Source organism: Mucilaginibacter sp. Mucisp73 (assembly GCF_059491465.1).
Map to the genome: position 1 here is coordinate 5154358 of NZ_CP168507.1, position 24647 is coordinate 5179004.

The 24647-nt window shown below is 41.8% G+C and carries 24 protein-coding genes; 3 read left to right on the forward strand and 21 right to left on the reverse strand.

All coding sequences use genetic code 11. The annotated features are described in order from the left end of the window. Positions 1–62: 62 nt before the first annotated feature. The 20 genes from ACEN82_RS21235 to ACEN82_RS21330 form a co-directional block, all read right to left on the reverse strand. Entirely contained in the window at positions 63–890 is an 828-nt protein-coding gene (locus ACEN82_RS21235; protein ID WP_413321062.1) for an OmpA family protein, read from the reverse strand. Positions 891–915: 25 nt separating this feature from the next. Next, entirely contained in the window at positions 916–1578 is a 663-nt protein-coding gene (locus tag ACEN82_RS21240; protein ID WP_413321063.1) for a DUF2461 domain-containing protein, read from the reverse strand. Next, on the reverse strand, positions 1556–1960 hold the full coding sequence (locus ACEN82_RS21245; RefSeq protein WP_176844416.1) for a DUF983 domain-containing protein: 405 nt from the start codon (positions 1958–1960) through the stop codon (positions 1556–1558). Before ACEN82_RS21245 ends, ACEN82_RS21240 begins: the two co-directional genes overlap by 23 nt. A gap of 53 nt (positions 1961–2013) precedes the next feature. Next, entirely contained in the window at positions 2014–2292 is a 279-nt protein-coding gene (locus ACEN82_RS21250; RefSeq protein ID WP_091165046.1) for a hypothetical protein, read from the reverse strand. Between the two features lie 25 nt (positions 2293–2317). Continuing rightward, entirely contained in the window at positions 2318–2893 is a 576-nt protein-coding gene (locus tag ACEN82_RS21255) for a DUF420 domain-containing protein (RefSeq protein ID WP_413321064.1), read from the reverse strand. A gap of 6 nt (positions 2894–2899) precedes the next feature. Beyond that, positions 2900–3598 carry an SCO family protein gene (locus ACEN82_RS21260; RefSeq protein ID WP_413321065.1) on the reverse strand — a complete coding sequence of 233 codons (699 nt, stop codon included), beginning with the start codon at positions 3596–3598 and terminating at the stop codon, positions 2900–2902. Beyond that, a complete protein-coding gene (locus ACEN82_RS21265) occupies positions 3598–3936 on the reverse strand; it encodes a cytochrome C oxidase subunit IV family protein (RefSeq protein ID WP_090530131.1) in 339 nt (112 codons plus the stop codon). The genes ACEN82_RS21260 and ACEN82_RS21265 overlap by 1 nt, the downstream gene beginning before the upstream one ends. Positions 3937–3949: 13 nt before the next feature. Further along, a complete protein-coding gene (locus tag ACEN82_RS21270) occupies positions 3950–4669 on the reverse strand; it encodes a cytochrome c oxidase subunit 3 (protein ID WP_090530134.1) in 720 nt (239 codons plus the stop codon). A gap of 21 nt (positions 4670–4690) precedes the next feature. Next, the gene (locus ACEN82_RS21275) at positions 4691–5275 is read right to left on the reverse strand and encodes a cytochrome c oxidase subunit 3 (RefSeq protein WP_223266290.1); all 585 of its coding nucleotides are present in this window, start codon (positions 5273–5275) and stop codon (positions 4691–4693) included. A 1-nt stretch (position 5276) separates the two neighbouring features. After that, entirely contained in the window at positions 5277–6143 is an 867-nt protein-coding gene (gene cyoE / locus ACEN82_RS21280) for a heme o synthase (protein WP_413321066.1), read from the reverse strand. After that, entirely contained in the window at positions 6140–7198 is a 1059-nt protein-coding gene (locus tag ACEN82_RS21285; RefSeq protein WP_413321067.1) for a COX15/CtaA family protein, read from the reverse strand. The genes cyoE and ACEN82_RS21285 overlap by 4 nt, the downstream gene beginning before the upstream one ends. Positions 7199–7335: 137 nt before the next feature. Further along, entirely contained in the window at positions 7336–9225 is a 1890-nt protein-coding gene (locus ACEN82_RS21290; RefSeq protein WP_175490027.1) for a cytochrome c oxidase subunit I, read from the reverse strand. Between the two features lie 20 nt (positions 9226–9245). Next, a complete protein-coding gene (locus tag ACEN82_RS21295; RefSeq protein WP_090530148.1) occupies positions 9246–10433 on the reverse strand; it encodes a cytochrome c oxidase subunit II in 1188 nt (395 codons plus the stop codon). 48 nt (positions 10434–10481) lie between these two features. Then, positions 10482–11750, reverse strand: coding sequence for a quinol:cytochrome C oxidoreductase (locus tag ACEN82_RS21300; RefSeq protein ID WP_090530151.1), 1269 nt, complete (start codon positions 11748–11750; stop codon positions 10482–10484). A gap of 13 nt (positions 11751–11763) precedes the next feature. Next, the gene (locus ACEN82_RS21305) at positions 11764–12348 is read right to left on the reverse strand and encodes a c-type cytochrome (protein WP_090530154.1); all 585 of its coding nucleotides are present in this window, start codon (positions 12346–12348) and stop codon (positions 11764–11766) included. Then, on the reverse strand, positions 12332–12868 hold the full coding sequence (locus tag ACEN82_RS21310; protein WP_090530157.1) for a DUF3341 domain-containing protein: 537 nt from the start codon (positions 12866–12868) through the stop codon (positions 12332–12334). The genes ACEN82_RS21305 and ACEN82_RS21310 overlap by 17 nt, the downstream gene beginning before the upstream one ends. 5 nt (positions 12869–12873) lie before the next feature. Then, complete coding sequence (gene nrfD / locus ACEN82_RS21315) at positions 12874–14346, reverse strand: NrfD/PsrC family molybdoenzyme membrane anchor subunit (protein ID WP_091165019.1); 1473 nt, start codon at positions 14344–14346, stop codon at positions 12874–12876. A gap of 26 nt (positions 14347–14372) precedes the next feature. Beyond that, positions 14373–17435, reverse strand: coding sequence for a TAT-variant-translocated molybdopterin oxidoreductase (locus ACEN82_RS21320; RefSeq protein ID WP_413318755.1), 3063 nt, complete (start codon positions 17433–17435; stop codon positions 14373–14375). Between the two features lie 36 nt (positions 17436–17471). Next, positions 17472–18755, reverse strand: coding sequence for a c-type cytochrome (locus tag ACEN82_RS21325; protein ID WP_413318757.1), 1284 nt, complete (start codon positions 18753–18755; stop codon positions 17472–17474). Between the two features lie 253 nt (positions 18756–19008). Beyond that, on the reverse strand, positions 19009–19989 hold the full coding sequence (locus tag ACEN82_RS21330) for a deoxyhypusine synthase family protein (RefSeq protein WP_090530168.1): 981 nt from the start codon (positions 19987–19989) through the stop codon (positions 19009–19011). Between the two features lie 207 nt (positions 19990–20196). On the opposite strand from ACEN82_RS21330, the gene ACEN82_RS21335 reads away from it, so the two are divergent. Further along, a complete protein-coding gene (locus tag ACEN82_RS21335) occupies positions 20197–21324 on the forward strand; it encodes a BamA/TamA family outer membrane protein (RefSeq protein ID WP_413318760.1) in 1128 nt (375 codons plus the stop codon). Between the two features lie 115 nt (positions 21325–21439). Here the strand turns inward: ACEN82_RS21335 and ACEN82_RS21340 are convergent, their stop codons facing one another. Beyond that, a complete protein-coding gene (locus ACEN82_RS21340; protein WP_413318762.1) occupies positions 21440–22039 on the reverse strand; it encodes a hypothetical protein in 600 nt (199 codons plus the stop codon). 44 nt (positions 22040–22083) lie between these two features. On the opposite strand from ACEN82_RS21340, the gene ACEN82_RS21345 reads away from it, so the two are divergent. Beyond that, positions 22084–22956, forward strand: a complete 873-nt coding sequence (locus ACEN82_RS21345) for a transglutaminase family protein (protein WP_413318763.1) — start codon at positions 22084–22086, stop codon at positions 22954–22956. A gap of 160 nt (positions 22957–23116) precedes the next feature. Next, on the forward strand, positions 23117–24646 hold the full coding sequence (locus ACEN82_RS21350) for a sensor histidine kinase (protein WP_413318765.1): 1530 nt from the start codon (positions 23117–23119) through the stop codon (positions 24644–24646). Position 24647: the final 1 nt, after the last annotated feature.

The following is a 24647-nucleotide window of genomic DNA, read 5'->3' on the forward strand; positions in this document are numbered from 1 at the left end:
AACCGAAAAAAAACGTCTAAAACAAAAAAGCTCCCGGTGGTTATCCGGGAGCTTTTCATTTATTACTTAGTGATCAGGTTGTATAACTCATCGAGCTTAGGGGTAAGCACGATCTCTATTCGCCTGTTCTTTGCGCGGGCTTCATCAGTTCCACTGGCATCTATCGGCTGAAACTCACTCTTACCTGTTGCAGTGAGCCTGTGCGGGTCAACACCTTCAGTTTCGGTCAGGTAGCGGGTTACCGAGGTAGCGCGTAAAACACTTAAATCCCAGTTATCCTTAATCTGTCCAAGGTTCTTCACCTTCTTATCGTCTGTATGGCCTTCAACTGCCATATTGATGTCTGGTTCCTTGTTTACCACTACCGCTAATTGTTTCAACGCAGCCTTACCCTTCTCATCAATAATGATACTGCCCGAAGGGAACAATAACTTATCAGCTAATGATACATAAACCTTGCCATTTCTGATATCTACCGTTAAACCGCTTTGCTGAAAGCCTAATAATGCCTTCTGCAATTTATCTTTCAATGCATTGGTAGCCTCATCGCGTTTCTTTAAAATATCTTCTACTTCCTTTAAACGGGCTTCACGTTTTTTCAAATCAGCGGCCAGTCTTGAGGTTTGGGCTGCCAATTCGTTAGCTTTTGATGATGATGCATCCAGGTTGCTGTTCAATACACTGTTGTTTTTGCGCAGATCGGCAAGCTGGTTGTGCAGGCGGGCTGTATCTGCCTGCAGCTGTGCAAGCTCTCCTTCAAGGTTTGTTGTCCGGTTAGCTAACGAGTCACGTTCGGCAACAAGGTTTTTGTATGCTTTGGGAGACATTACCTTGCATGAGTACATTGTGAAACATACAGCAGCGGCTAAAAATGCATATCTAATTTTCATAGTTTATTGAGGGTTAAATATCGAATTAAGAAAGGGCGTTCTTCAAAAATACATTAAGCGGATGGATCATGCTGCATACATCAGCAATCAGCTTTTCCGCACCAGGGGCCGTAAGTTCCTTATCTTCCAGCTTACGCCAGGCCACAAAGCTTTTAAGCTTTAGCAGGTCGATATTTTCATTATCGGGTTCGTATCCCTTCGGTACCGATTTAAGCTGCTCCTGCTTTCTGAAATCACCAAATAGCTTAACAAACTCCTTTTGGTCGATGATTCTTTTCAGATCGGCAGCGTTATAATCTATTTCCTGGCGAATGGCTTTCAGATGCGGTGCTTCCGGCATCCAATATCCGCCGCCGATAAATGAATTGCCGGGCTGGATATGCAGATAATATTCAACACCGCCGCCTTTTAAGCCCGAGGTTGGCATACTTACCCCAAAGTTATTTTTGTAAGGTGCTTTATTTTTACTGAAGCGAATGTCGCGGTAAATGCGCATCACACATTTTTTGGCATCAAGGTTCTCGTCCATGCCTGCTTCAATCTTACGAACGCTGTCAAGCACCTTCGTTGTAAAATCAATTACATTTTCGCGGGCTTTATCGTAACGCTCTTTATTGGCGGCAAACCATTCGCGGTTATTATTTTCGGCGAGATCTTTTAAAAACTCAATACTTTCCTGGTATATCATCGGTATCTAAATAGCTTTGGTAATGTATTTTAGGTGATAACCAATACAACAAAAACACACGCGAATATCTGAAATTTACAGGAGCAAGTACAAAACAGCCTAAAATTATAGCGCCAAGATATAACCATGGCGAATCCTGGTTATGGGTAACCAAATAAGTAAGCCACGCAATGCCAAGGGCCTCACCCACATTCAGTGCATAACTAACGTACATGGCGGCATAAAAATAACCGGGCTCAATCTCAAAGAAAAGATTACAATGCGGGCAGTTAAGATTTATTTTATTGGAGAAGCTGTAAGGGCTACCCTTAAACATATCGCCGCGCCTGCAGCGCGGACATTTACATTTAAGCATAGCCCATGACTTTGGTGTTTGGGACACGATAAGTATCTTATAAGGTTACAAAAGCGGCAAATAACACCCGCAGTTGCTTATTAATTCAGATTAAGTTTTTCGCCGCGCATCTCAAGCTTAACATCCTTACGGCGGTATTTTTTATACCAGATGTAACCACCTAATGCAACAGCAAAATAAGGAGCACCCAATAAAAACAGGATCCCGTTATTTAAACCCCTTGTTTTTGAACTACCGCTTTGAGCGTTGGTTTCGACAGTAGCAGCGCATTGTGCGCACTGAGCTTTTACAGGTTCACGGGCAATCAGCATAAGGCCGAGGGCCATTACAAAAAGGATAACTTTAAAACCTTGTTTCATAGGTACAAATTTAACTAATTATAAATTAAAAATGATAAAACGGGCGAATCATTAAGTAAACCACCACACCGCTCGCAGTAACGTACAGCCATATCGGGAATGCCCAGCGCACCAGCTTACGGTGCTTTTCAACCTGCATTTGCAGCCCGCGGTAAAAGCTCAATAATATTAACGGTAAAACAGCTGCTGCAAGTATAATATGAGGCGTCAAAATGGTTAAGTATATTGTCCTCAAAAAACCGGCAGATGCCCTTTCTGCTGCTGACAACTGCCCATCGCCGTTAAGATCTCCGTAAACGATCTCGTTACGCATCAGGTAATGAAACAGGATATACGATACAAGGAATAACGACGATAAACAGAACGTAACAATGTTAAGTCGTTTATGCAGTGTTATATTCCCTTGTTTAATTTGATATAACGACAAAAGAAGCAATAAGGTACAAGTGCCGTTAAGTACAGCATTAAGCATCGGCAGGTAAGGTGTAAAAGCAGGAGCCACAGCCGGGCCCGGTATCAGGTGCCTGTTTAACAAAACAACTACTGCAATTACAAATATGGTAACACCCGCAACAAAGCGGATTATAAATTTATCACTCATGGCAAATTAATATAGGGGCTTATCAACTTTACGAAGTTCTTCGGCTATCAACACTTTTATTTCGTCATTAAGACGGTTAACTTCCGGCGTAACCGCCGCTTTATAATATCCGCGAATGCGATGTTCCTGATCAACCAATACGAAGTTATCACTGTAAACAAATTCGTTACCGGCCTTTGCAGCATTTACATAGAGGCCATTACGGGCAAAATTGTAAACAGATGAAGTATCACCACTGCACATCAGCCAACGGTTTGATTCGGGCTTAAAGCTTTGCAGGTATTTGTTTAATACTTCCTGAGTATCATGTTCGGGATCAACAGTAATGGTTAAAAAGTAAACCATCTTGTTTTTGTAGTAGGTGCCTACCAGCCAGCTCATGTTTTTGTTAATGGTTTGGCAAACTGTCGGGCAATTAGCGTAGAAGAAATTAATTACAAAGATCTTTCCTTTTAACGTAGCCAGGGTAACCGGTTTGCCTTCCTGATCGGTAAGTTTAAAATCAGGAATGGTGTGATAAATGGTATCCGGAATGTACTTGCCATGAAACTTATGACCCGTTTTGGCAACTACTTTAGGCCCGAAAACGGCAAGCGGTTTATACCTGTTTTTACCTTTAGCAGTAAGTAAATAATATAAAAATCCCGGTACCGCTAATATGAGTACCAGGATCAGGATCTTTTTTAATATAGAAGCCTTGTTCATTACCTCAGGTCAACCCAGTGGTGGCTTTCGTTTGTAAGTACCAGGATTAAACCGATTATAAATATTACCGGAATTGCTATTGACAATATGAGACCCATTTTCTCAAACTTCAAGTGCATGAAATATGCAACTATATAAAATGCTTTAAGCAAGGTTAAAACGATATATACAGGATTGGCATACTGTATCGGAAGAATTCCTTTAGGCACACATACAAGCGCGATAAAGAATTCGATACAGGTAATAACAGTTAAGATACCTGCAACCTGCCATATCCGCTTTCTGCTCATGGTTTCATGATCACCATCGTGATGAATTTCGTGCGATTCTGCTGACATATGATAAATATTTTTAAACTAAATAAAAGAATGTAAATACGAATACCCAAACAAGGTCTACAAAGTGCCAGTACAAACCAACCTTTTCAACCATTAAATAACTGCCTCGTTTTTCGTATGTGCCCATTAACACGTTTACTGTAATAATAATGTTGATAATAACACCTGTAAATACGTGGAAACCGTGGAAACCTGTGATAGTAAAGAACAAGTTAGCAAACTCCTGCGAAGTCATATGCTGCACAGCTTCGGTGCCGCCGGTAAATAACTTTTTAAGTTCTTCGGCAGGCGGAACACTTCCCCACCAGAAACCTTCATGGTGTAAATGTCCCCATTCCAAAGCCTGGCAACCAAGGAACATGAAACCGCCTATCACTGTAGCTATCATCCAACCTACTACCTCTTTTTTAGCATTACGATGGCCCGCCTCTACAGCCAATACCATAGTAACAGAACTTGCAATGAGGATGAAGGTCATTAAACCCACAAACACCAATGGTGCACCGTGATCAACTAATCCGGGTACTGATTGAAAAACCTTATCCGCACCTGGCCATACGCTTGCGCTGAAACGCAATGAACCGTAAGCTATCAATAACGATGAAAAGGTAAATGCATCCGAAAGGAGGAAAAACCACATCATTATTTTTCCGTACTCCACGTTGAACGGGGATCTTCCTCCCGACCAGGGCGAAGTTTTTACTTCGTCAATTTGTGAAACTGTTGTACTCATCTGTACTAATCTATGGGTGTATTAATTATGATTCAAAAGTAAAAAAACATAGAGATAAATCCATATAATATCGAGAAAATGCCAGAAAATGGAAGTTAATTCCATCTTAAACATATTCCTTACCTGGGGGATATTACGGTATGTACCTATAAGTGTATTTATTAGCAATAACAGCGCCGCAAAAATGTGTACCAAATGCGCGCCAACAAAAACATAAACAAAGGAGCGTGAAGCATTAGGATCAACAAAATAGATCTGCATTTTGAAGGTTAACACATAGCAGGCATAGATCTGTAAGGCAAAAAAAGCCAGCCCTAAGCCCAATGTGATCCATAAATACAGCTTCTGTTTGTCAAACTGCAACGCCTTGGCAGCCTTTGACGCTAAAAACAACGAGCCGCTGCTTAACACTATAACAATAGTGCTATACAAAAACGACTGCGGCATGATCACATTTAAACCGTGCCCGCTGCCTCCCGAATAAACGATAAAGCCGCTGGTAAAAGCTGCAAAAAGCATAAATGATGTGAATATGAAGATCCACATATTAAACTTTTTGGCACCAAGGTTCAGCCTGTCGTTATCTTGTTCCATCCTTGCCATCATCTCACTTAACTATAAAATCTACTAAAAACATTATCTGAACTACCGGCAGGTAAAAAAACGAGCCGAACATTAATTTACGAGCCTCGGGTATTTGCCGGGTACGTAACAGCATAAATGACTGATATAAAAATATTAAGCTGCATATCAGCGATACACCGCCTACCCAGTAACCACCATAACCGTAAAAGGTTGGCAATAAACTTACGGGTACTAAAACGATGGCAAATATAAACGTAATTACCGCACTTGTTAAATCTCTTTTACCTGACGGCAACAAGCGAAAACCTGCGAGCTTGTAATCATCATCCAAAACCCAGGCAATAGCCCAGAAATGAACAAACTGCCAGATAAACTGGATAGAGAATAAGATTAAAGCTATTTCGTCTATCCTACCATGCACCTGCGCAGCTACATAGCCTATAAGCGGCGGCAATGCTCCGGGGATAGCGCCAACAAAAACTGCTGCAATACCCGATTTGCGTTTCAAAGGCGTATACGCAAATGCATACAATAAAATCGAAAATACAGATAGTAAGCCGGTTAACAGTTTTAAGCTGCCTAACAAGTAAGTGCCGGCCATGCCCATGCCTAAACCTAATACCAATGCCTGCCCCGTGGTCATTTTGCCTGAAGGGATTGGCCTGTCCATAGTACGCTTCATCAGCCTATCCAAATCTTTTTCGATGATTTCGTTAAAGGCATTGGCTGCCGATGTAACCAGGAAACCACCTATAATAAGCTTTACCCAATCAATCCAAACAATATGGCCATTTGCGCGACATCCGATTAAAAATGATATCGACGCCGAAAATACCACCAATGTAGTAAGTCTTGTTTTGATCAATTTTGAAAAATCAGCCCATTTCATCTGCTTACCTCCCTACCCTTAACACCCTGAAATAAATTCAAAAGCAAATAAAACTGTGCCCCAAATATTAAACTCGCCAATACAATATGTGCAGCCTGGGCAACAGGCGGCAATGCGAGATATGATAACAAGATCCCGGTAACTATCTGCAACGTGATCATTAAAAATGTAAAACTCATCAGCTGCTGCTGAATAGAATGCCTGTTAAAGCCTTTACGGATCAAAGCAAACAAAGTAACGTTCAATATCAACACCAAAATGGCTATATCCCTGTGATGTTGAAATATCTCGCCGGCATTAGTGATCCAATCTTTACGGTAACCTCCCTGAAAATGATTGGCAACCGCATCTATTTTCTCACGTACCTCGGTTCCGAAAGCAATTTGCAGAATACTTACAAACAGTGCAGCAAGCGTTATAACGTAAGCCAAAAGTGACGACCCTGAAGTACTTTTACCCGAAATCCGCGCTACGTGATAAGTGTAAATACAAATAGCTAAGATAGCCAGTGCTAAAAGCATGTGTACAGTAACAATCCAGGCAACCAAATTGGTAGATACCACGATTGAGCCTAACCACGCCTGAAACCCCACAAGCACCAGATTAAAAATACTCAGGATGGCTATCCTCTTATCCGTTTTCCAATAGCTGAATGAAAAAACAACAGAAAGCAAAAGAAAAAAACCAGATAAAGCACCAATAAGGCGGTTGATATACTCAGTCCATGTTTTGCCTGCGTTAAACTCCTCTGGCACAAGAATAGAGCGATCTTCACGAATGCGTTTTGCCAGATCACTGTAACCGAATACATCAAGTGTTTTTGCAAAACGCTGGTTCTTTTCAACCCGTTTGGCTACGTATTTCTGTTTATAATCTTTAGGCAGATCACTTATATCAGTAGGCGGAATGTACCTTCCAAAACATTTTGGCCAGTCGGGACATCCCATGCCTGAACCTGAGCTACGCACAACACCACCGGCAAGAATCAAAACAAAGAGCAGAACAATGGTTGTAATATTGATCTTTTGAAACCTATTTTTTGCGGCTGTGCTCATTTAAATGTTTCTAAAAATTTAGGGTACCTTATTAAGTCGGAAGTTCTAAGTTTTAAGTTCAAAGCTGCTTAACTTAGGACTCAAAACTTCCGACTTAAGACTTAACCGGTACCCTAAAAGATCAGATAAGTATTAAATTATTTTACTTGTTCGTTTGCTTTCAGCGTACTTGTAAACTTATTAAGTTCTTCCAAACCTGCAGGATTATCTTCAAAATCGTGCGGAAGGTTTGAGCTCATAGTTTGCGAGTAAGGAACAGTTTGAGGGATATAATCCTCTTCTGCACCTGGTTTGCTGTAATCATATGGCCAACGATAAACGGTTGGAATTTCGCCCGGCCAGTTGCCGTGTAAGTGCTCAACAGGAGTAGTCCATTCAAGTGTATTTGACTCCCATGGGTTTTGAGTTGCTTTTTGTCCTTTGAAGATAGATACAAAGAAGTTATAAAGGAAACCAAATTGGGTAAGTGCGGCGATAATAGCAGCCCAGGTTACAAATGTATTGATGGTTAACCATTTTTGCATTGAAGCAAATTCGGTGAAGGCATAATATCTACGTGGAACACCGTCAAGACCCATAAAGTGCATTGGGAAGAATACCAGGTAAGCACAGATAAATGTTAACCAGAAGTGCAGGTAACCTAATTTCTCGTCCATCATACGGCCGAACATTTTAGGGAACCAGTGGTAAACACCTGCAAGCATACCAAATATAGCAGCCGAACCCATTACGAGGTGGAAGTGGGCAACCACAAAGTAAGTATCATGTAAGTTGATATCCAAAGTAGCGTTACCCAGGAAGATACCTGTTAAACCACCAGAGATGAAGAACGATACCATACCGATAGCGAACAGCATAGCAGGCGTAAACCTGATGTTACCGCGCCAAAGTGTAGCTAACCAGTTAAATGTTTTTACTGCCGACGGAACCGCAATGATCAACGTAGTGATCATGAACACACCACCCAGGAATGGATTCATACCTGTAACAAACATGTGGTGGCCCCATACGATAAACGATAATACAGTGATACCGATCAGAGAGTAAACCATCGCGTGGTAACCAAAGATTGGTTTACGTGAGTTTACTGACATTACCTCAGATGAGATACCCATCGCAGGCATAATAACGATATATACTTCCGGGTGACCAAGGAACCAGAACAAGTGCTGGAACAGGATCGGGCTACCACCTTCAAATGGTTGCTGTACGCCGTTTAATACGATATCAGATAAATAGAAGCTTGTACCAACGCTGCGGTCAAATATCAACAATACTACACCGGCAACTAAAACCGGGAAAGCAAGGATACCTAATATAGCAGTAAGGAATAAAGCCCAAATGGTTAATGGCATTTTCCAAAGATCCATGCCTTTTGTCCGCATGTTTAATACGGTACTTACGTAGTTGATACCACCCATTAGTGATGATGCAACGAACAGTACCATACTGATCAGCCAAAGGGTCATACCCTCACCTGAACCAGGCATTGCTTTTGGCAATGCAGATAATGGCGGATAGATTGTCCAGCCACCGCTGGCAGGTCCTTTTTGTACAAAGAAAGATGACAACATGATAACGCTGGCTAAAAAGAAGAACCAGTATGAAAGCATGTTCATGAAAGGCGACGCCATATCACGTGCACCTACCTGCAATGGAATTAATAAGTTGGCAAAAGTACCGCTCAACCCGGCAGTTAGTACGAAGAATACCATGATAGTACCGTGTATGGTAACCAAAGCAAGGTAAAAATCGGGGCTGATACGACCGTTAGGTGCAAAACGACCTAACAAAGTTGTTAACAGCGGGAATGTTTTATCAGGGTAAGCAAGCTGGATCCTAAACAGGATTGACAAAATCATTGCGATAACTGCCATCGTAATACCTGTAATCAGGAATTGCTTGGCAATCATCTTGTGGTCCATGCTAAATACATATTTAGACAGGAATGATTGGTCATGATGGTGTTCGTGACCGTGTTCGTCATGGTGGGCTCCTGCGTGGTCGTGAACTGCTAATGTTGACATATCTCTATTTCTTATCTTTATTAATTATTTAACGCTAACCTATTTGTTGAAGCACCGCTTTGCTCGTTGTTTGCTGCTGCAAAATGAAGCTCTTTTCTTAAAGCATCATTGAGGTAAGGCTTTTGCCTTGACAGCCATGACTGATATTCGGCTTCAGAAACAACACGTACAACTTTTTGCATGTTGTAATGGCTTCCACCGCATATTTTGTTGCAGTAAAGGGTATATTCAAATTTAGGGTCGTCTAATTTGGTACGCATTTCTGCGGTAGTAATAGTCGGGGTAAATTTAAAGAAGGTTGGTAAACCAGGTACCGCGTTCAACTGAACCCTGAAGTGAGGCATATAAACGCTATGGATCACGTCCTGTGCAAGGATATTCAGCCTGATTGATTTGTTAACCGGCAGATACATAGTATCAACCTTCAAGTCATCAAAACTGCTTTTCTTTTTAAAGTTAACACCTAACAAGTTAGCGCCTGTAACCAAACGGAAATCTTTAGGGCCTAATACACCATCTTTACCAGGGTAACGCAATTCCCAGGCAAACTGGTGACCGGTTACATCGATATTGATATCATCTTTAAGATTTTCGCTGTTCATGATCTTCTGCCAGGTAAAGAAACCAAACACAACCAGGATAGTCAGAACGATGGCTGGTGCAATTGTCCAAACTTTTTCGATGGTATTATTGTGTGGCAGGAAGTGCGCACGACGTTTATCAGAATGACGGTATTGGAACAGGAATGTAAACAGCAGGATCTGGGTAACAAAAAATACTATCATTGTTAAAACAGTAGTGACTGTAAACATCTCATCTATTTTAACGCCATGAGCCGAAGCGGCTTCAGGCAATGTCATACTGCCCTGTTCGGTAAATGACCAGTAAGCACCGTATAAACCTACAAAAAGGAAAACAATACAAATTACAGCCATCACGGTATTCCACTTAATGCCTTTTTTGCCCTGCATCTTTAAAGTAAGATCGTAGATCTTGAGGATTTTACCAACAATGGCAACGCCTAAGCAGATCAGGAAAAATATAAGCACATAATACGCAATCCCGGTCCAGTCAACCTTAGGGGCCTCTTCCTGGCCCGGAGCAGCACCTGCCGCAGTTTGCGCCATCAGCAGGTTTGTGCCCAGAAGCATAAACGCAGCGAAGAACGATAGTAGTTTTTTAGAATTTATTAGTTTTCTGAATCCCATTTTAGTAAGCTGTTTGGTATTCTGTATATGGTGCAAATGTAATAATTATTATATGTGATGATGAAGGCTTTCCTGTAAGAACGGGTGTTTTTTAGGAACTAACGATTTGAACTTGGTTAAAGCTGTCATCGCAGTGAAGGTAAATAAACCTCCGAAACCTAAGAACACGCCTATCTCAATCGGGCCAATCTCAGTTAACCATGATGAAGTTGGGCCAACTGTACCAGGCATGATCATCATAAAGTAATCTAACCAGTGACCAACAATCAGGATAATACACATAATCTCAACAGTACGATAGATACGTTTAGAGTCACGTGACATCAACACTAATAAAGGAGTAAGGAAATTAACTACGATGTTAATCCAGAACCAAGGTTTAAACTCAGGCTCCCAGCGTTTAAAGAAGTAAACTGTTTCCTCAGGCATGTTAGCATAGTAAATCAACAAGAACTGAGCAAACCATACGTAAGTCCAGAAGATAGAGAAACCGAAGATAAACTTGGTTAAGCTATGCATATGATCTTCTGAAACCCATTCAAAGTAACCAATACGTTTTAACCTGATTAATGTAAGTGTAATAACAGATAAACCGCTAACCCACATTGCTGCGAAGTTATACCAACCAAACATAGTTGAGAACCATTCTGCTTCTAATGACATGATGGTATCGAAAGCGTATATTGGTGTAGTAAAACCAAAGATCACCAGGAATAAGCATGACATGTTAAAGCTCTTTTTGTAGTAGAACATGCCTCCCAAATCATCTTCCGCTTCTGAATATTTAGCCAATAAACGACCAAATATGCAATATGAACCAAGGAAGCAAATTAAACGGATTATAAATCCAACTTTATTCATGTAACCTGCTTTACCAGCTATAATGGCGTTGTAATTTTCGTTATGAGGATCAGTAACACCGGCAGCAGCCCAAATTTTGTACAGGTAAGGAGCTACAACCTGCTTACCTTCTTCGTTGGTTACCGTATGTGTTAATGAAAACCCTGCGATAACTACCACAATAAGAGTAATTGCTGCTATCGGCAAAACTTTACCAAAAGCTTGTGGAATCCTGATCATTGATGCAGACCAACCAGCTTGTGCTGCATATTGCACGGCGCAAAAGAAAATACCGCACATACAAACCGCTGCAAAGTAATAGGTCATTAGCAACAGGTTGGCAAAGGTACGCTCAGCGTAGCCAAGCGCAAAGCCACCAAGTATGGCAACCAAACCAATCACGATGCATATTAAGCTCCATGTTTTGGCTTTGCCGACAAATTCGTATTGCCCGTCAAAATTATTATGAGTCTTCATTAATATCTTTTTCTTATAAGGTTTGTAAATGGTGAACATACATGATCACTTTCCAGCGTTCTTCGGGAGCAAGCTGAGAAGCGTATGAACCCATAGCATTTACACCGTAAGTAATGGTATGATAAATTTTACCGTCTGTAAGGTCTTTCATGTTACCACCGCGTGATGACTGGCCTTTTGAATATGATGGAGGGGCCGGATAACCGTGCTGTACCACTAAACCGTCACCCTGACCGTTAACACCATGGCAAGGTGAGCAAAAGTGCTCAAACAAAATCTTACCTTCGGCGTAATTAGCCTGAGTTTGTGCCAGTACAGATTTAACCTCAACACTGGCTAATTCATAACCTTCTTTGGTATTTGGATAATCAAATTTGGTAAAGCCAACCGGGATAGTTCCGGCAGGTGGTAACTGAGCGGTTTTACCATCTTTAAAATTATTATTTTTCTGATCCGGATCGTATGCCAAATGCTCGTACATATTAGGTGCATACTCCCAGCCGGTACTCCTTTTATCCTTGCACGATGTAAAAACTATCGAAGCAGCGATAATAGTAACAATTGTTCCTAATATTTTAATTTTATTCATAGCTAACATATTTTCTGTCGTTATGCTTAACTTCTGTAGCGCCCGCTTCTTTTAGTAAATTAGTTATATCATCGTGAGAAATGTTTCCTTTAGCATTGATTGCTATCACAAACTTATCATCAGTTGCACGCAGGTCCATTACCCTTGGCGCGCGGCCCGGGAAAAGGTGACTTGCGAAGAAGAAAGTAAAGGTCATACCAAATGAAGTCCATAATACCGTCCACTCAAATGTAACCGGGATAAAATCCGGGATAGCAAAGAAGTTTTTACCACCGATATTGATAGGCCAATCATGAACAAGCATATAATAAACCATGCTGAACATAATGGTACCGCCCAAACAACCGAACATAAATGCTGCATAACCTAAACGCGAATCCTTAATGTTCAATTTAGCCTCAATACCGTGGATAGGCATAGGCGTATAAACGTCATAAATAGGTACGCTGTTCTTTTGCAGCTTATCAATCCCATGCATCATTTCATCGGGATCATCAAAAACGCCTAATATATATTTAGTGCTACTCATTAGTATTATGCTTTTAAGTATTCAGACTGTTCAACACTATCAAATTTCTCCAGCGAAGCGATGTAAAACTCTGCTTCGGCCGGTACAACATGGCCTTCGTCCATAAGTTTCTTCTTAGCCTGCTCGCTTGAGCTCTTCAACAGTAATTTCACCTCGGCCATAGCCACTGAAGGTAATACCCTGATGAACAACAGGAACATGGTAAAGAATACACCGATTGAACCGATGAACACACTTACGTCAACCCAGGTTGGATAGAACATAGCCCAGCTTGATGGTATAAAGTCGCGGTGCAGTGAGGTAACGATAATTACGAAACGCTCAAACCACATACCGATGTTAACCACGATTGATAATACCCATGATAGCGGAATATTGGTACGGATCTTTTTGAACCAGAACAGCTGCGGGGTAATTACGTTACAGGTCATCATGCTCCAGTAAGCCCACCAGTACGGACCGGCGATACGGTTTGCGAAAGCATATTGCTCATATTCGTTTTGAGAGTAGAAAGCGATAAACAACTCTGTTAAGTAAGCCACACCTACTATCGAACCGGTTAACATGATGATCTTGTTCATCGATTCGATGTGGAACATGGTGATGTAGTTTTCCAGACCTAAAACCTTACGTGCAATAAGCAATAGGGTTTGTACCATGGCGAAACCCGAGAAGATCGCACCCGCAACGAAGTATGGAGGGAAGATGGTAGTGTGCCATCCCGGTTCCAATGAAGTTGCAAAGTCCATTGATACGATGGTGTGCACCGAAAGTACCAGTGGGGTTGAAACACCTGCCAGGATCAATGATACTGTTTCAAAACGTTGCCAGGTTTTAACTGAACCTGTCCAGCCGAATGACAATACCGAGTAGATACGGCGGCGGATACCTTGTGCACGGTCACGGATGGTAGCAATATCAGGCAATAAACCTGTGTACCAGAATACCAATGAAACCGAGAAGTATGTTGAGATCGCAAATACGTCCCAGATCAGAGGCGAGTTCCAGTTTACCCATAATGAACCGTACTGGTTTGGCAACGGTAATGAATAAACGGCCATCCATGGGCGGCCCATGTGAGCGGCGATATAAGTAGCCGCACAAATTACCGCGAAGATTGTCATCGCTTCGGCCGAGCGGTTGATAGAGTTACGCCAGTTTTGACGGAACAGTAACAATACCGCCGAGATAAGCGTACCGGCGTGACCGATACCTACCCACCATACGAAACCGGTAATGTCCCAGGCCCATCCTACTGTTTTGTTCAGGCCCCATTCGCCCAAACCGAACCAGAAGGTCCAGCTGATTGCGAAAACCCAAAGCGAGGCGCCAAGCGAGGCTACACTAAAGCCGATCCACCAGGCTTTACCCGGCATATTTTCTACAGGGCGTAATACATCATTCGTAATTTTTGCATACGTGATGTCCTTACCCGTAATTAACGGTTCCCTTATTATTGATTCACTATGAGATGCCATATATCTTAATCTCTGTATATAAAAATTTATGCCTGAGCTTCAGTTTCTATTATATTTCTAACTTTTGTCTGGTAACCAATACCTGGCTGTACGTTAAGTTCTTCAAGCACGTAGTAAGTTCTTTCGCTTGCAAGTGCTTTTGAAACTTCAGAGTTAGGATCATTCCTGTTACCGAATACGATAGCGTTGGCAGAACATGTTTGCTGACAAGCCATTTTGATTTCGCCATCTTTAAGCGGGCGTTTTTCAATTTTAGCTTTCAGTTTACCAGCCTGGATACGTTGGATACACATTGAGCATTTTTCCATAACACCACGGAAACGTGTAACCACATCCGGGTTAAGTACTAATTGTGTATGCTCACCTTGCAGGTAGTTATCAAAACGTGCATCGTTCCAGTAGTTGAACCAGTTAAAGCGACGTACTTTGAACGGACAGTTGTTAGCGCAATAACGTGTACCTACGCAACGGTTGTAAGCCATATGGTTTAAACCTTCAGACGAGTGAACGGTAGCTAATACCGGGCACACAGTTTCGCAAGGTGCGTGGTCACAGTGCTGACAAAGCATTGGCTGGTGAACAACCGATACATTGTCAAAGTTCTCAAGCTTATCAATTTCCTTTTCTTTGGTAACTGCTTCTTCGCTATTGCCATGGTCATTGTAGCTATAGTAGCGGTCGATACGGATCCAGTGCATTTCACGACGACGTGAAACCTCATCTTTACCTACAACCGGGATGTTATTTTCTGCAGAACACGCAACCACACAAGCACCGCAACCGGTACAAGCGTTAAGGTCGATAGCCATTACCCAGTCATAAACAGGGCGATCATGGTTATCCCAAAGCGATTCGGCGTTGTAATCTTTACGACCGTGCTCATTACCGCTTCCTGCAGCAGGGTTCTTTTTGTATTCAACAAAAGTAGCCTCGCGGATCACGTTCCTGCCCTCGTACGAGTGGTGGGTTTGTGTTTGTGCAAGCGGCGATTTGTAACCAGCCGATTTAAATGACGCTACAGCAGCAGTTTGGAAAGTACCATTACTTAAGCTAAAGAATGGGAAAGCATTTTTACCAACGTTGTTACCTACCGGACCAGCATTTGTACGGCCATAGCCTACAGCAACTGATAAAGTACCCTGAGTTTGACCAGGCTGGGCTAATACCGGTAACTCAACTGAGTAACCGTTAGCTTCAATTTTTATCACATCACCTTCTTCCAGTTTCAATTTCTTCATATCAGAAATTGACATGGCAGCAAAGTTATCCCAGGTAACTTTTGAAACCGGATCAGGAAGTTCTTGCAACCATGGGTTGTTGGCACGTTTACCATCACCTATAGCCTGGCTTACATAAAGTTGTAACTCAAATTTGTCACCATCTGCAGTAACAGCTTTGCTTTGGGTTAATATTTTTTGTGTTACGCCGGCAAGGTCAAGGCTAAAGCTGTAAGCACCCGCTGTAGCAGGAGCTGCTATCACCATACCTGTTTGCAACAAGGTTTCCCAGCCTTTTTGACCAGACAAGCCGCCTTTTGCCAACAAGCCTGAATCCCAGGTTTTGCGTACGTAAGTGTAGTAATCTTTTATTGGGTTTTCCATCCAAACCAGTAAGCTGTGCTCTGCCTGGCGGGTATTATAAACCGGGTTAATTGTTGGCTGTATTACAGTGTAGTAACCTTCAACAGCATTAGCATCGCCCCATGTTTCCAGGTAATGGTGGTTTGGAGCGTTAACTGTAGCTAATAAAGCTGTTTCATCAGCATGATCAGCAAATGATACCGTTAAACGAACGTTTTTCAACGCTGCTTTAAACTCATCATTTTTGTAGTAATCGTAAGCAGGGTTAGCATTCAAAAATAATACCGCACCAACATCACCACGTTTTACTTCGCTTACAAACTCAACAAATGCAGCATCATTACCAGCGTATTGTTTTGATGGGTTATCCAAATCGATAGTAGTACCGTAGCTACCTAACAATGAGTTGATAGCGTTTACCAATACTTGTGTAGCAACATCGTTTGAACCTGAAACAACCAATGCTTTTCCTTTAGCTGCTACTAATTCTTTAGCGGCTAACTGAATAGCGGTATCAACTTTTTTGCTGCCGGTTGCTTTTGAACCAGGTAAAGTAGTACCAGAGATTGCATTGTAAAGGTTTATTAATGCAACGCCAATTTCAGATGGCTTGGTAGTGATACGGGCATCGGCGTTAGTACCGGTCATGCTCATACCAGTTTCAAACTGAATGTGACGAGACATTTTTTTGTTGGCCAGCGATTTGCTGTTACGGTTTGAAACGTACTGGCGGGTAAATTCTTCGCCAGAGATCCATGTACCTAAGAAATCAGCACCAAAGCTCACAATTACATCGGCTTTATCAAAATTGTAGTGAGGCAATACTGCTTTACCAAAACTGTTTTGATTAGCCTGAATGATACCGGTGTAGGAAACCGCATCATAATTGATATGTTTTGTAGTAGGGTATTTAGCGATGAATTCGGCAATAACTGCTAAGGTTGAAGGGCTGTATACGGTTGAAGTAACCAAACGGATACCTTTGCCTGATGCAGCAACAGCTGCAAGCTCTTTCATTACATAAGCATCAACCTCTGTCCAACCTGCTTCGACACCTTTTAACTTAGGGTCTTTTAAACGGTTAACATCATATAGGTCAAGTACCGAAGCCTGGGCCTGAGCGCTTAAACCACCTTTTGAAAACACGTCGTTAGGGTTACCTTCTACTTTGATAGGGCGACCTTCTCGGGTTTTAACCAAAATAGCCTGGCCTTCGTAGCTTGAAGAATAATAGTTAGCCACACCCGGGGTAACCTCTTCAGGTTTGATCAGGTACGGAATTGATTTATGCACCGGCACTTTCTGACAAGCTGCCAATGTAACCGCACCAACACCAAAACCAAGCGCTTTTAAAAAGTCGCGGCGGGGAGTTTTAGCTGATAAACCAGATCCGCTAAGCACTTCCTCGATAGGAATTGGCTCTGCAAATTCGTTCTTATTTTTCTCAACAAATTCTGGTGTTCTGTTTAGTTCTTCTAAACCTTTCCAGTATTTTTTATTGCTGTCCATTTAAGCTGTATAAACTGTAATGCTAAATTCTTTTTATTAATAGTGACACTTACCGCACTCGATACCACCCAATACGGCGGCTGTAACTTTCTCACCTTTCTTGATCTTATCGTGTGCAGCCAGGATGCTGTCATAGTAAGCATTGCCTTTACCGTTAACTTCGGTACGTTTGTGGCATTGGATACACCATTTCATGGTAAGCGGAGAGTATTGGTAAACCTCTTTCATTTCCTGTACCGGGCCGTGGCACTGCTGACATTTAATACCGCCAACTTTTACGTGTTGTGAGTGATTAAAGTAAGCCAGGTCGGGCAGGTTGTGGATACGTACCCACTGAATTGGTTTAGCCGCGGTGCTGTCATACTTCTGTGTTTTTGGATCGTAACCCAAAGCGTCATAAATCTTGTGAATCTCTTCCGATTCGGTTTTAACAACCTTGTGGCAGTTCATACACACGTTTAATGAAGGGATAGAAGCATTTTTTGACTTGTATGCACCTGAGTGACAGTACTGGCAATCAATTTTCATGATACCGGCGTGTAACTCGTGCGAGTATTTAATAGGTTGCACCGGCTGGTAACCCTGGTGAACATTGGTGTTCCATAAAGTAACCCAACCCCAGCTGCACATTGCAACAGTACCGGCAACCAATATAAAGAATACCAGTTTTTTGTTTTTAAGGATCTTAGTGATAAATTCCTTTTTAGCATCAACCGCTACGGCACCTTCCGGAGTAACAACCTCGTCCTCAATAATAAGATCTTTGTTTTTAAGCAAAATGCGCTCTAAAGAACCTACTACCCTGTTTAGTACCAGGATAACGATGAAAGCGATAACAATGATACCGATCAAACCGTAAACAACCATATCGCTCGGGCCGCTTTCAACTTTCGCACCCGGAGCAGCGGTAGTACCACCAGCAGGTTTAGCCTGCATATCTTTCCAGGTAGTACGAACGTAGGTAATAATGTTGCCTACATCGGCATCGCTAAGGTCAGCGAATACGGTCATGCCCGACTGGTTATACTCATTATAAATTTTGAGTGCCTTAGGGTTTTTAGCAGCAATCAGCGCCTGGTTATTCTGAATCCACTGGATAAGATATTTATCGTCGGTTTCTTGAGTAAGCTGCGGGCCTAATGCCGGACCAATTAAACGGGTGTCGATTTTGTGACAGGTAGTACATTTTGATTTGAAAATGGCCTCGCCTTTAGCAGCGTCAGTTTGCGCGTACGCAGTTGATAAACTCCAAAAAGCAAACCCGGCAATCAGTAAAACCGACCTTGAGAATTGTTTAAGAATCAATGAGAAACTTCTCATACAGTGTATTTATGCTAAATAATTTTTATATTAATGATTGAAACTGTTGTAAGATGTATGTTTCATCGGATAATTACAGGCACAAAAGTATAATTTTATACACTATCGGTGACACATAAATGACACCAACCTATAATTTATAATCGTTCTAAATAGACAAAAAACTGCGTTTAAACGCTGCTAAATGCATATTAATGTCATTTGACATTTTTTGGGGAATAATTATTATCCAACCTTAATTATAAAATTTTATCTATTGTTTTAATAACCAGGCAAAAATAAGCGGTGCAACAATCGTAGCATCGCTCTCTACAATAAACTTAGGTGTGTGGATGTCAAGCTTGCCCCAGGTTATTTTTTCGTTTGGAACTGCGCCCGAGTATGAACCGTATGAAGTAGTTGAATCGGAGATCTGGCAGAAGTAGCTCCAAAAAGGTACATCATGCATTTCCATATCCTGGTAAAGCATCGGCACAACACATATCGGAAAGTCGCCGGCTATACCACCACCTATCTGGAAAAAGCCGATGCCTTTGCCAGATGAATTTTTAGTATACCAGTCGGCCAGCCATGCCATGTATTCGATACCGCTTTTCATAGTTGAAGCTTTAAGCTCACCTTTAATTACGTATGAAGCAAAGATGTTGCCCATGGTTGAGTCTTCCCAGCCTGGTACTACGATAGGCAGGTTCTTTTCGGCAGCAGCCAGCATCCATGAGTTTTTAGGATCAATTTCATAGTATTGCTCCAGCTCGCCACTCAATAATATTTTGTACATGTACTCATGCGGAAAATAGCGCTCGCCACTGTCATCAGCATCTTTCCAAATTTTATGAATGTGTTTTTGCAAACGGCGGAAAGCTTCTTCTTCAGGAATACAGGTATCGGTAACTCGGTTATAGTGATTTTCGAGCAGGTCCCACTCTTCCTGGGGGCTCAGGTCACGGTAGTTAGGTACCCTTTTGTAGTGTGAGTGTGCTACAAGGTTCATGATATCTTCTTCCAGGTTGGCTCCTGTACATGAAATGATAGCAATTTTATCCTGGCGGATCATCTCGGCCAGCGAAATACCCAGCTCGGCAGTACTCATGGCACCGGCTAAAGTTACCATCATTTTACCGCCTTCTTCAAGGTGTGTTTCATAGCCTTTAGCTGCATCCATTAATGCCGCGGCGTTAAAATGCAGATAATTTCTTTCAATAAACTGCGAAATAGGTCCTCTTGTAGTGCTCATAATATTTCAATAAAATTTCAGCCGCAAAAGTAGACATTTTAGTTAAATTGAATTTTAAATGAACCTTTATCTTTTTATAACCATTTCATACCTAAAATTAGCATCCTGTCCCCTACCCCCTCAGCGTATTGTCATCCTAATTTTAAAAATGCCCGTTCGCAGAACCTTATAAAACAAAATGGGTTATATTAGCCACGACAAACATCTATGAAGAAACTTGTTACCTTAATACTGGTCTGCGCTTTTTCAACCAGTGCCTTTTCACAAATCTCCCGCATTGTAAAGCGAATGTATTTTGATAAAGATACCACCCGCAAAAGCAGTTTTGTTATTTTGCCTGTATTAAGCTCTGCCCCGGAAACCGGCCTTGAAGTTGGCGGCGCCGGTTTACTATCTTTTTACACCGATACGTCCAAGTTTAATACGCGCGTGTCTAACGTTTTTGGTTATGCTTCTATAACTACCAAAGGCCAAAGCCATTTAAGCCTTACCACCAGTTATTGGACTCCCGGAAACAATTACCATCTTACCGCAGGCATCAGCTACATTAATTTCCCTTTTGACTTTTACGGTATTGGCAACAATACTTTAAAGGCTAACTCTGATAGGCTTGGTCAAAAACGTTTCAAGGTAAATTTTACTGCCGAAAAAAAGATCTCCAATAACCTGTACGCCGGCATAATCGGTGGTGCCTGGGATTACAAATTCAGAGACGATGATAAAACAGGCATATTTTACACCGATCCGCGCGTGGAAAACCGCGGCGGCGGACCAAGTGTCTATTTAGGTCCTACCATTGTATTCGATAACCGGAACAATAATACTTATACCACCAAAGGACTCATCGTAAACACTTATTTCCAGGCTATACATGGCATGTTTGGTAATAACGATTACAAAGGAGGCTTCTTCAACATCGAATATTCCCAGTTTTTTTTATTGGCGCCTAAATGGGTGCTCGGCCTTGATGTACAGGAGCAAAGCCTTACCGGCAGTACTTCCCCATTTTATTTATTGCCCGACTTGGGAAGCGATGAGTTGATGCGGGGATATTACAATGGCCGTTTCCGCGATCGTAACATGGTTGCCGGCCAGGCCGAACTACGCTACCGCCTAAGCGACCGCATTGGGTTTGCCGGTTTTGTTGGAGGAGGCGAAGTTTTTAAAAGCAGCTTTAGCACATCCGAACTAAAACCCAACTATGGCGGCGGCATCCGTTACTTTTTCGATGTAGAAAAAGGGCTTGCCGTACGTGTTGATTATGGTGTCGGTCAGAAGATTCCTAACGAAAAAAGATTAACCGGTTTTTATATCGGGTTGGGACAGTCGTTTTGATCTTTAAGTTCATAGTTGATGATTCATAGCAAATTATCGTAAATGGATTGAGTGGTTTAATACAACCACACTTCGGCCATGAACTATGATCTATTAACCATGAACTAACCAACGGTTAATATCTCACCCTGAAATCTTCCCTACTCATCCCCGGCTTAAAAAATACCATGCCGATAAAATATAAATCAATAGTGGCTCTAACCTGCTGGTTTAGTTTAAGCTGCTCCCATGATTGCCTGGTGGATGCATTGCGATAGATGTTTGTAAATATGATAACGCTGTCATCATGGATAGATGGAATAATCTTTTCAAGATAACTGAGAGGTCTTTGTTTTAAGGCATCTGCCAGTATCATGTCAACCTGGCGAATGCCTGATGTTGTTGATGAAACACTTTGAACCTCGGGGTTAGATTGTTTAATAACAAATTCGGCAATGTAATCCTCCGCATCAGCTAACAATATCGTTTGGGGCTTAAAGTAAACACAAAACCTATAAAGCAGACGGTAAAATTTTAACGGCAGTGTATTTATCACCCCCTTGTCAGAATGTTGTTTTTGGGCGATTTTTTTAATATCGCGGTACACTTTTTGGCCTCGATAATCGTAGATAACCGTATCAATCAGCTTGTAAACAAATGGAGAGTGTATGCCGTGCCTGTTGTTAGCCCTAAAACGGTGCCGCAGGTAATTAAGCCCATACCTTATATTATACATTGCTGTAAAAATAGAAAAGGTTTAGTATTTTAGCATTACAGCGTATGATAAATCCAACTGAAGTAAATTCATTGATCCGCCTGCTGGATGATCCGGACAGCGAGATCTTTGAGCATGTGTATAACAAATTGTTTTCATATGGAGCAGAGGCTATTACTTATCTCGAGTCGGCCTTTGAACAGGCTTTTGACCCTATTCAACAAGAACGCATTGCCAGCCTGGTGCATGAAATTCAGTTCAGTAATCTTAAAAACGATTTAAAACTCTGGAATCAAAGCGGCGCGTTCGACTTGTTGCAGGGCATCCTCATCATTAACCGATACCAATATCCCGACCTTGATGAGCAAAAGGTAATTAACCAGATAGAAGCTATTAAACGAGATATCTGGATCCAGATGATGAACGAGGCCAGTCCAAAAGAGCAGATCAAGCTCATTAACCATGTGTTTTACAATATCTACGGTTTTAGCGGTAATACAGCCAATCACCTCGATCCGCAAAACAGCTATCTGAGCCAGGTATTGGAAACTAAAAAAGGCAACCAGATCTCATTGGCGATTATCTACTCTATCATTGCACAAAAGCTGGATATCCCTGTTTACGGCGTAAATCTTCCCCAGCATTTTATCCTCGCCTATCTTGACGAGAGTATGCAAAGCGAGTTTGAAAGCGGGATCCTGTTTTATATCAACGCCTTTAATAAAGGCTTCCTGTTTGGCAGGCGCGATGTAGATATGTTCCTGAAACAGCTTAACCTTAAGTTTGATAAACAATTTTACGAGCCCTGCTCCAATACCGATATTATCAAACGTGTGATCCGGAACCTTATCAGTGCCTATGAAAATCTTGGCTCGGCCGAGAAGGTAAGGGAATTGAATGAGCTGTTAAATATCATGGAAGCCCCCCCCGCCCCCTAAAGGGGGTGCTTTTGATTTGCAGGATTTCATCTTTTCACCTGCTATTTGTTCCCCCTTTAGGGGGTTAGGGGGCCCTTCATCACACCGATACTGTGTTTCATCCCATTTATTTATTCAGTAGTATTGTGCATTATACCTTGCGGGCATAATTCAAAATACGATGAACGATCTCCTGAAAAAAAACCTTAACCTTGGCAAAATTGAATTTTGGGCCGCAAGCACCATTTACGCTTTTGCTGTTATGCTGCTATTGGCTAAAGTAGCCAACAGTGCCGACAACGAAATATGGACGCCATACAGGTATATGTTTAATAACTATCACCTGCATTACTCCTACTCTAAATATTATTTCTTCCCACAGGTGTTTAGGTATACCGGCTACTACGGAGCTTTTTTACTCTGGAACTTTGTGATTATACCCGCACTTGCCGGGAAAAAACAGGTAGTATGGAATATCATTTTAGGGTTAGCATTGCTTATTATCCTCTGGGGATTGTTTGGCATTACCGATACCTGGTTAAAAGGATACCTGTTTTACCACAGATCAGCCGATTATGTATACAACATCGTTTTCAAAACAAATGTATTGTATGCGCTATGGGTAATGATGATGCTTACTTTTTACAGCATGATCAAATATTCGGCAAGGTTCCTGTTGGGAAATGTCGACAAGATCCAGGCAAAATACCGGGTGCTTACTTATGATTGCATCATTGCTATCGTTGTTTTAATGATCATTGTGTTTTTAATGGCACTTGTTGACGGCCCAATCGAGCTGATCACTACTTGCGTTATTATAGGCCCAACAGCCATTGGTATTTATGCCTTATCATTTTATAGCTTAATACCTCAAACACTTGCCAAAAACCGCGGCATTTTTAATTACCTGCTTAAAGTTGCCGGTATTATGATCATTATCGGAATTCCGATAGGTTTTATAACCGCACTTATTTTTGACCAAAAAGACCCCGTATTCATTATTTTCGGTTTTAATTGCGGGATACAAATCCTGATTACGGCCCCTTTTGCCTGGATAGTTTACAAACGCAAACTGGCGGGTAACCAGGAGATCACCTACCTAAAAACTGCCCTGGGCCGCTCTACTGCCGATTTGGATTTTCTTCGCTCACAAATTAACCCGCATTTCCTGTTTAACGCATTAAATACACTTTACGGAACAGCTTTACAGGAAGATGCCGAACGTACCGCCGAAGGTGTGCAACGACTGGGCGATATGATGCGTTTTATGCTACAAGAAAACATGCAGGAAAAAATACTGCTGGTACGCGAGATCGATTATCTTAATAACTATATCGCCCTGCAAAAATTGCGCACTCAAACCTCGCCGGACATCAGCATCGTGCTGCAAATTGAAGAGCATGTCAATGCCCTGCAGATAGCTCCAATGTTGCTGATCCCTTTTATTGAGAACGCATTTAAACACGGCATCAGCCTGCGCGAACCGTCACACATCAACGTCAGCCTGCAAACCAGGGAAAATACACTTTACTTTGATGTGCATAACAGCATCCACCCCAAAGTAGTTAACGACACCGAAAAATACAACAATGGCATCGGCCTCGAGAACGTTAAACAGCGACTGGCACTTTTATACCCTAACAAACACGAATTGGTGATCCGCGAAAGTGCGAAAGATTTTTTCATACATTTAACCATACAATTGCAATAAG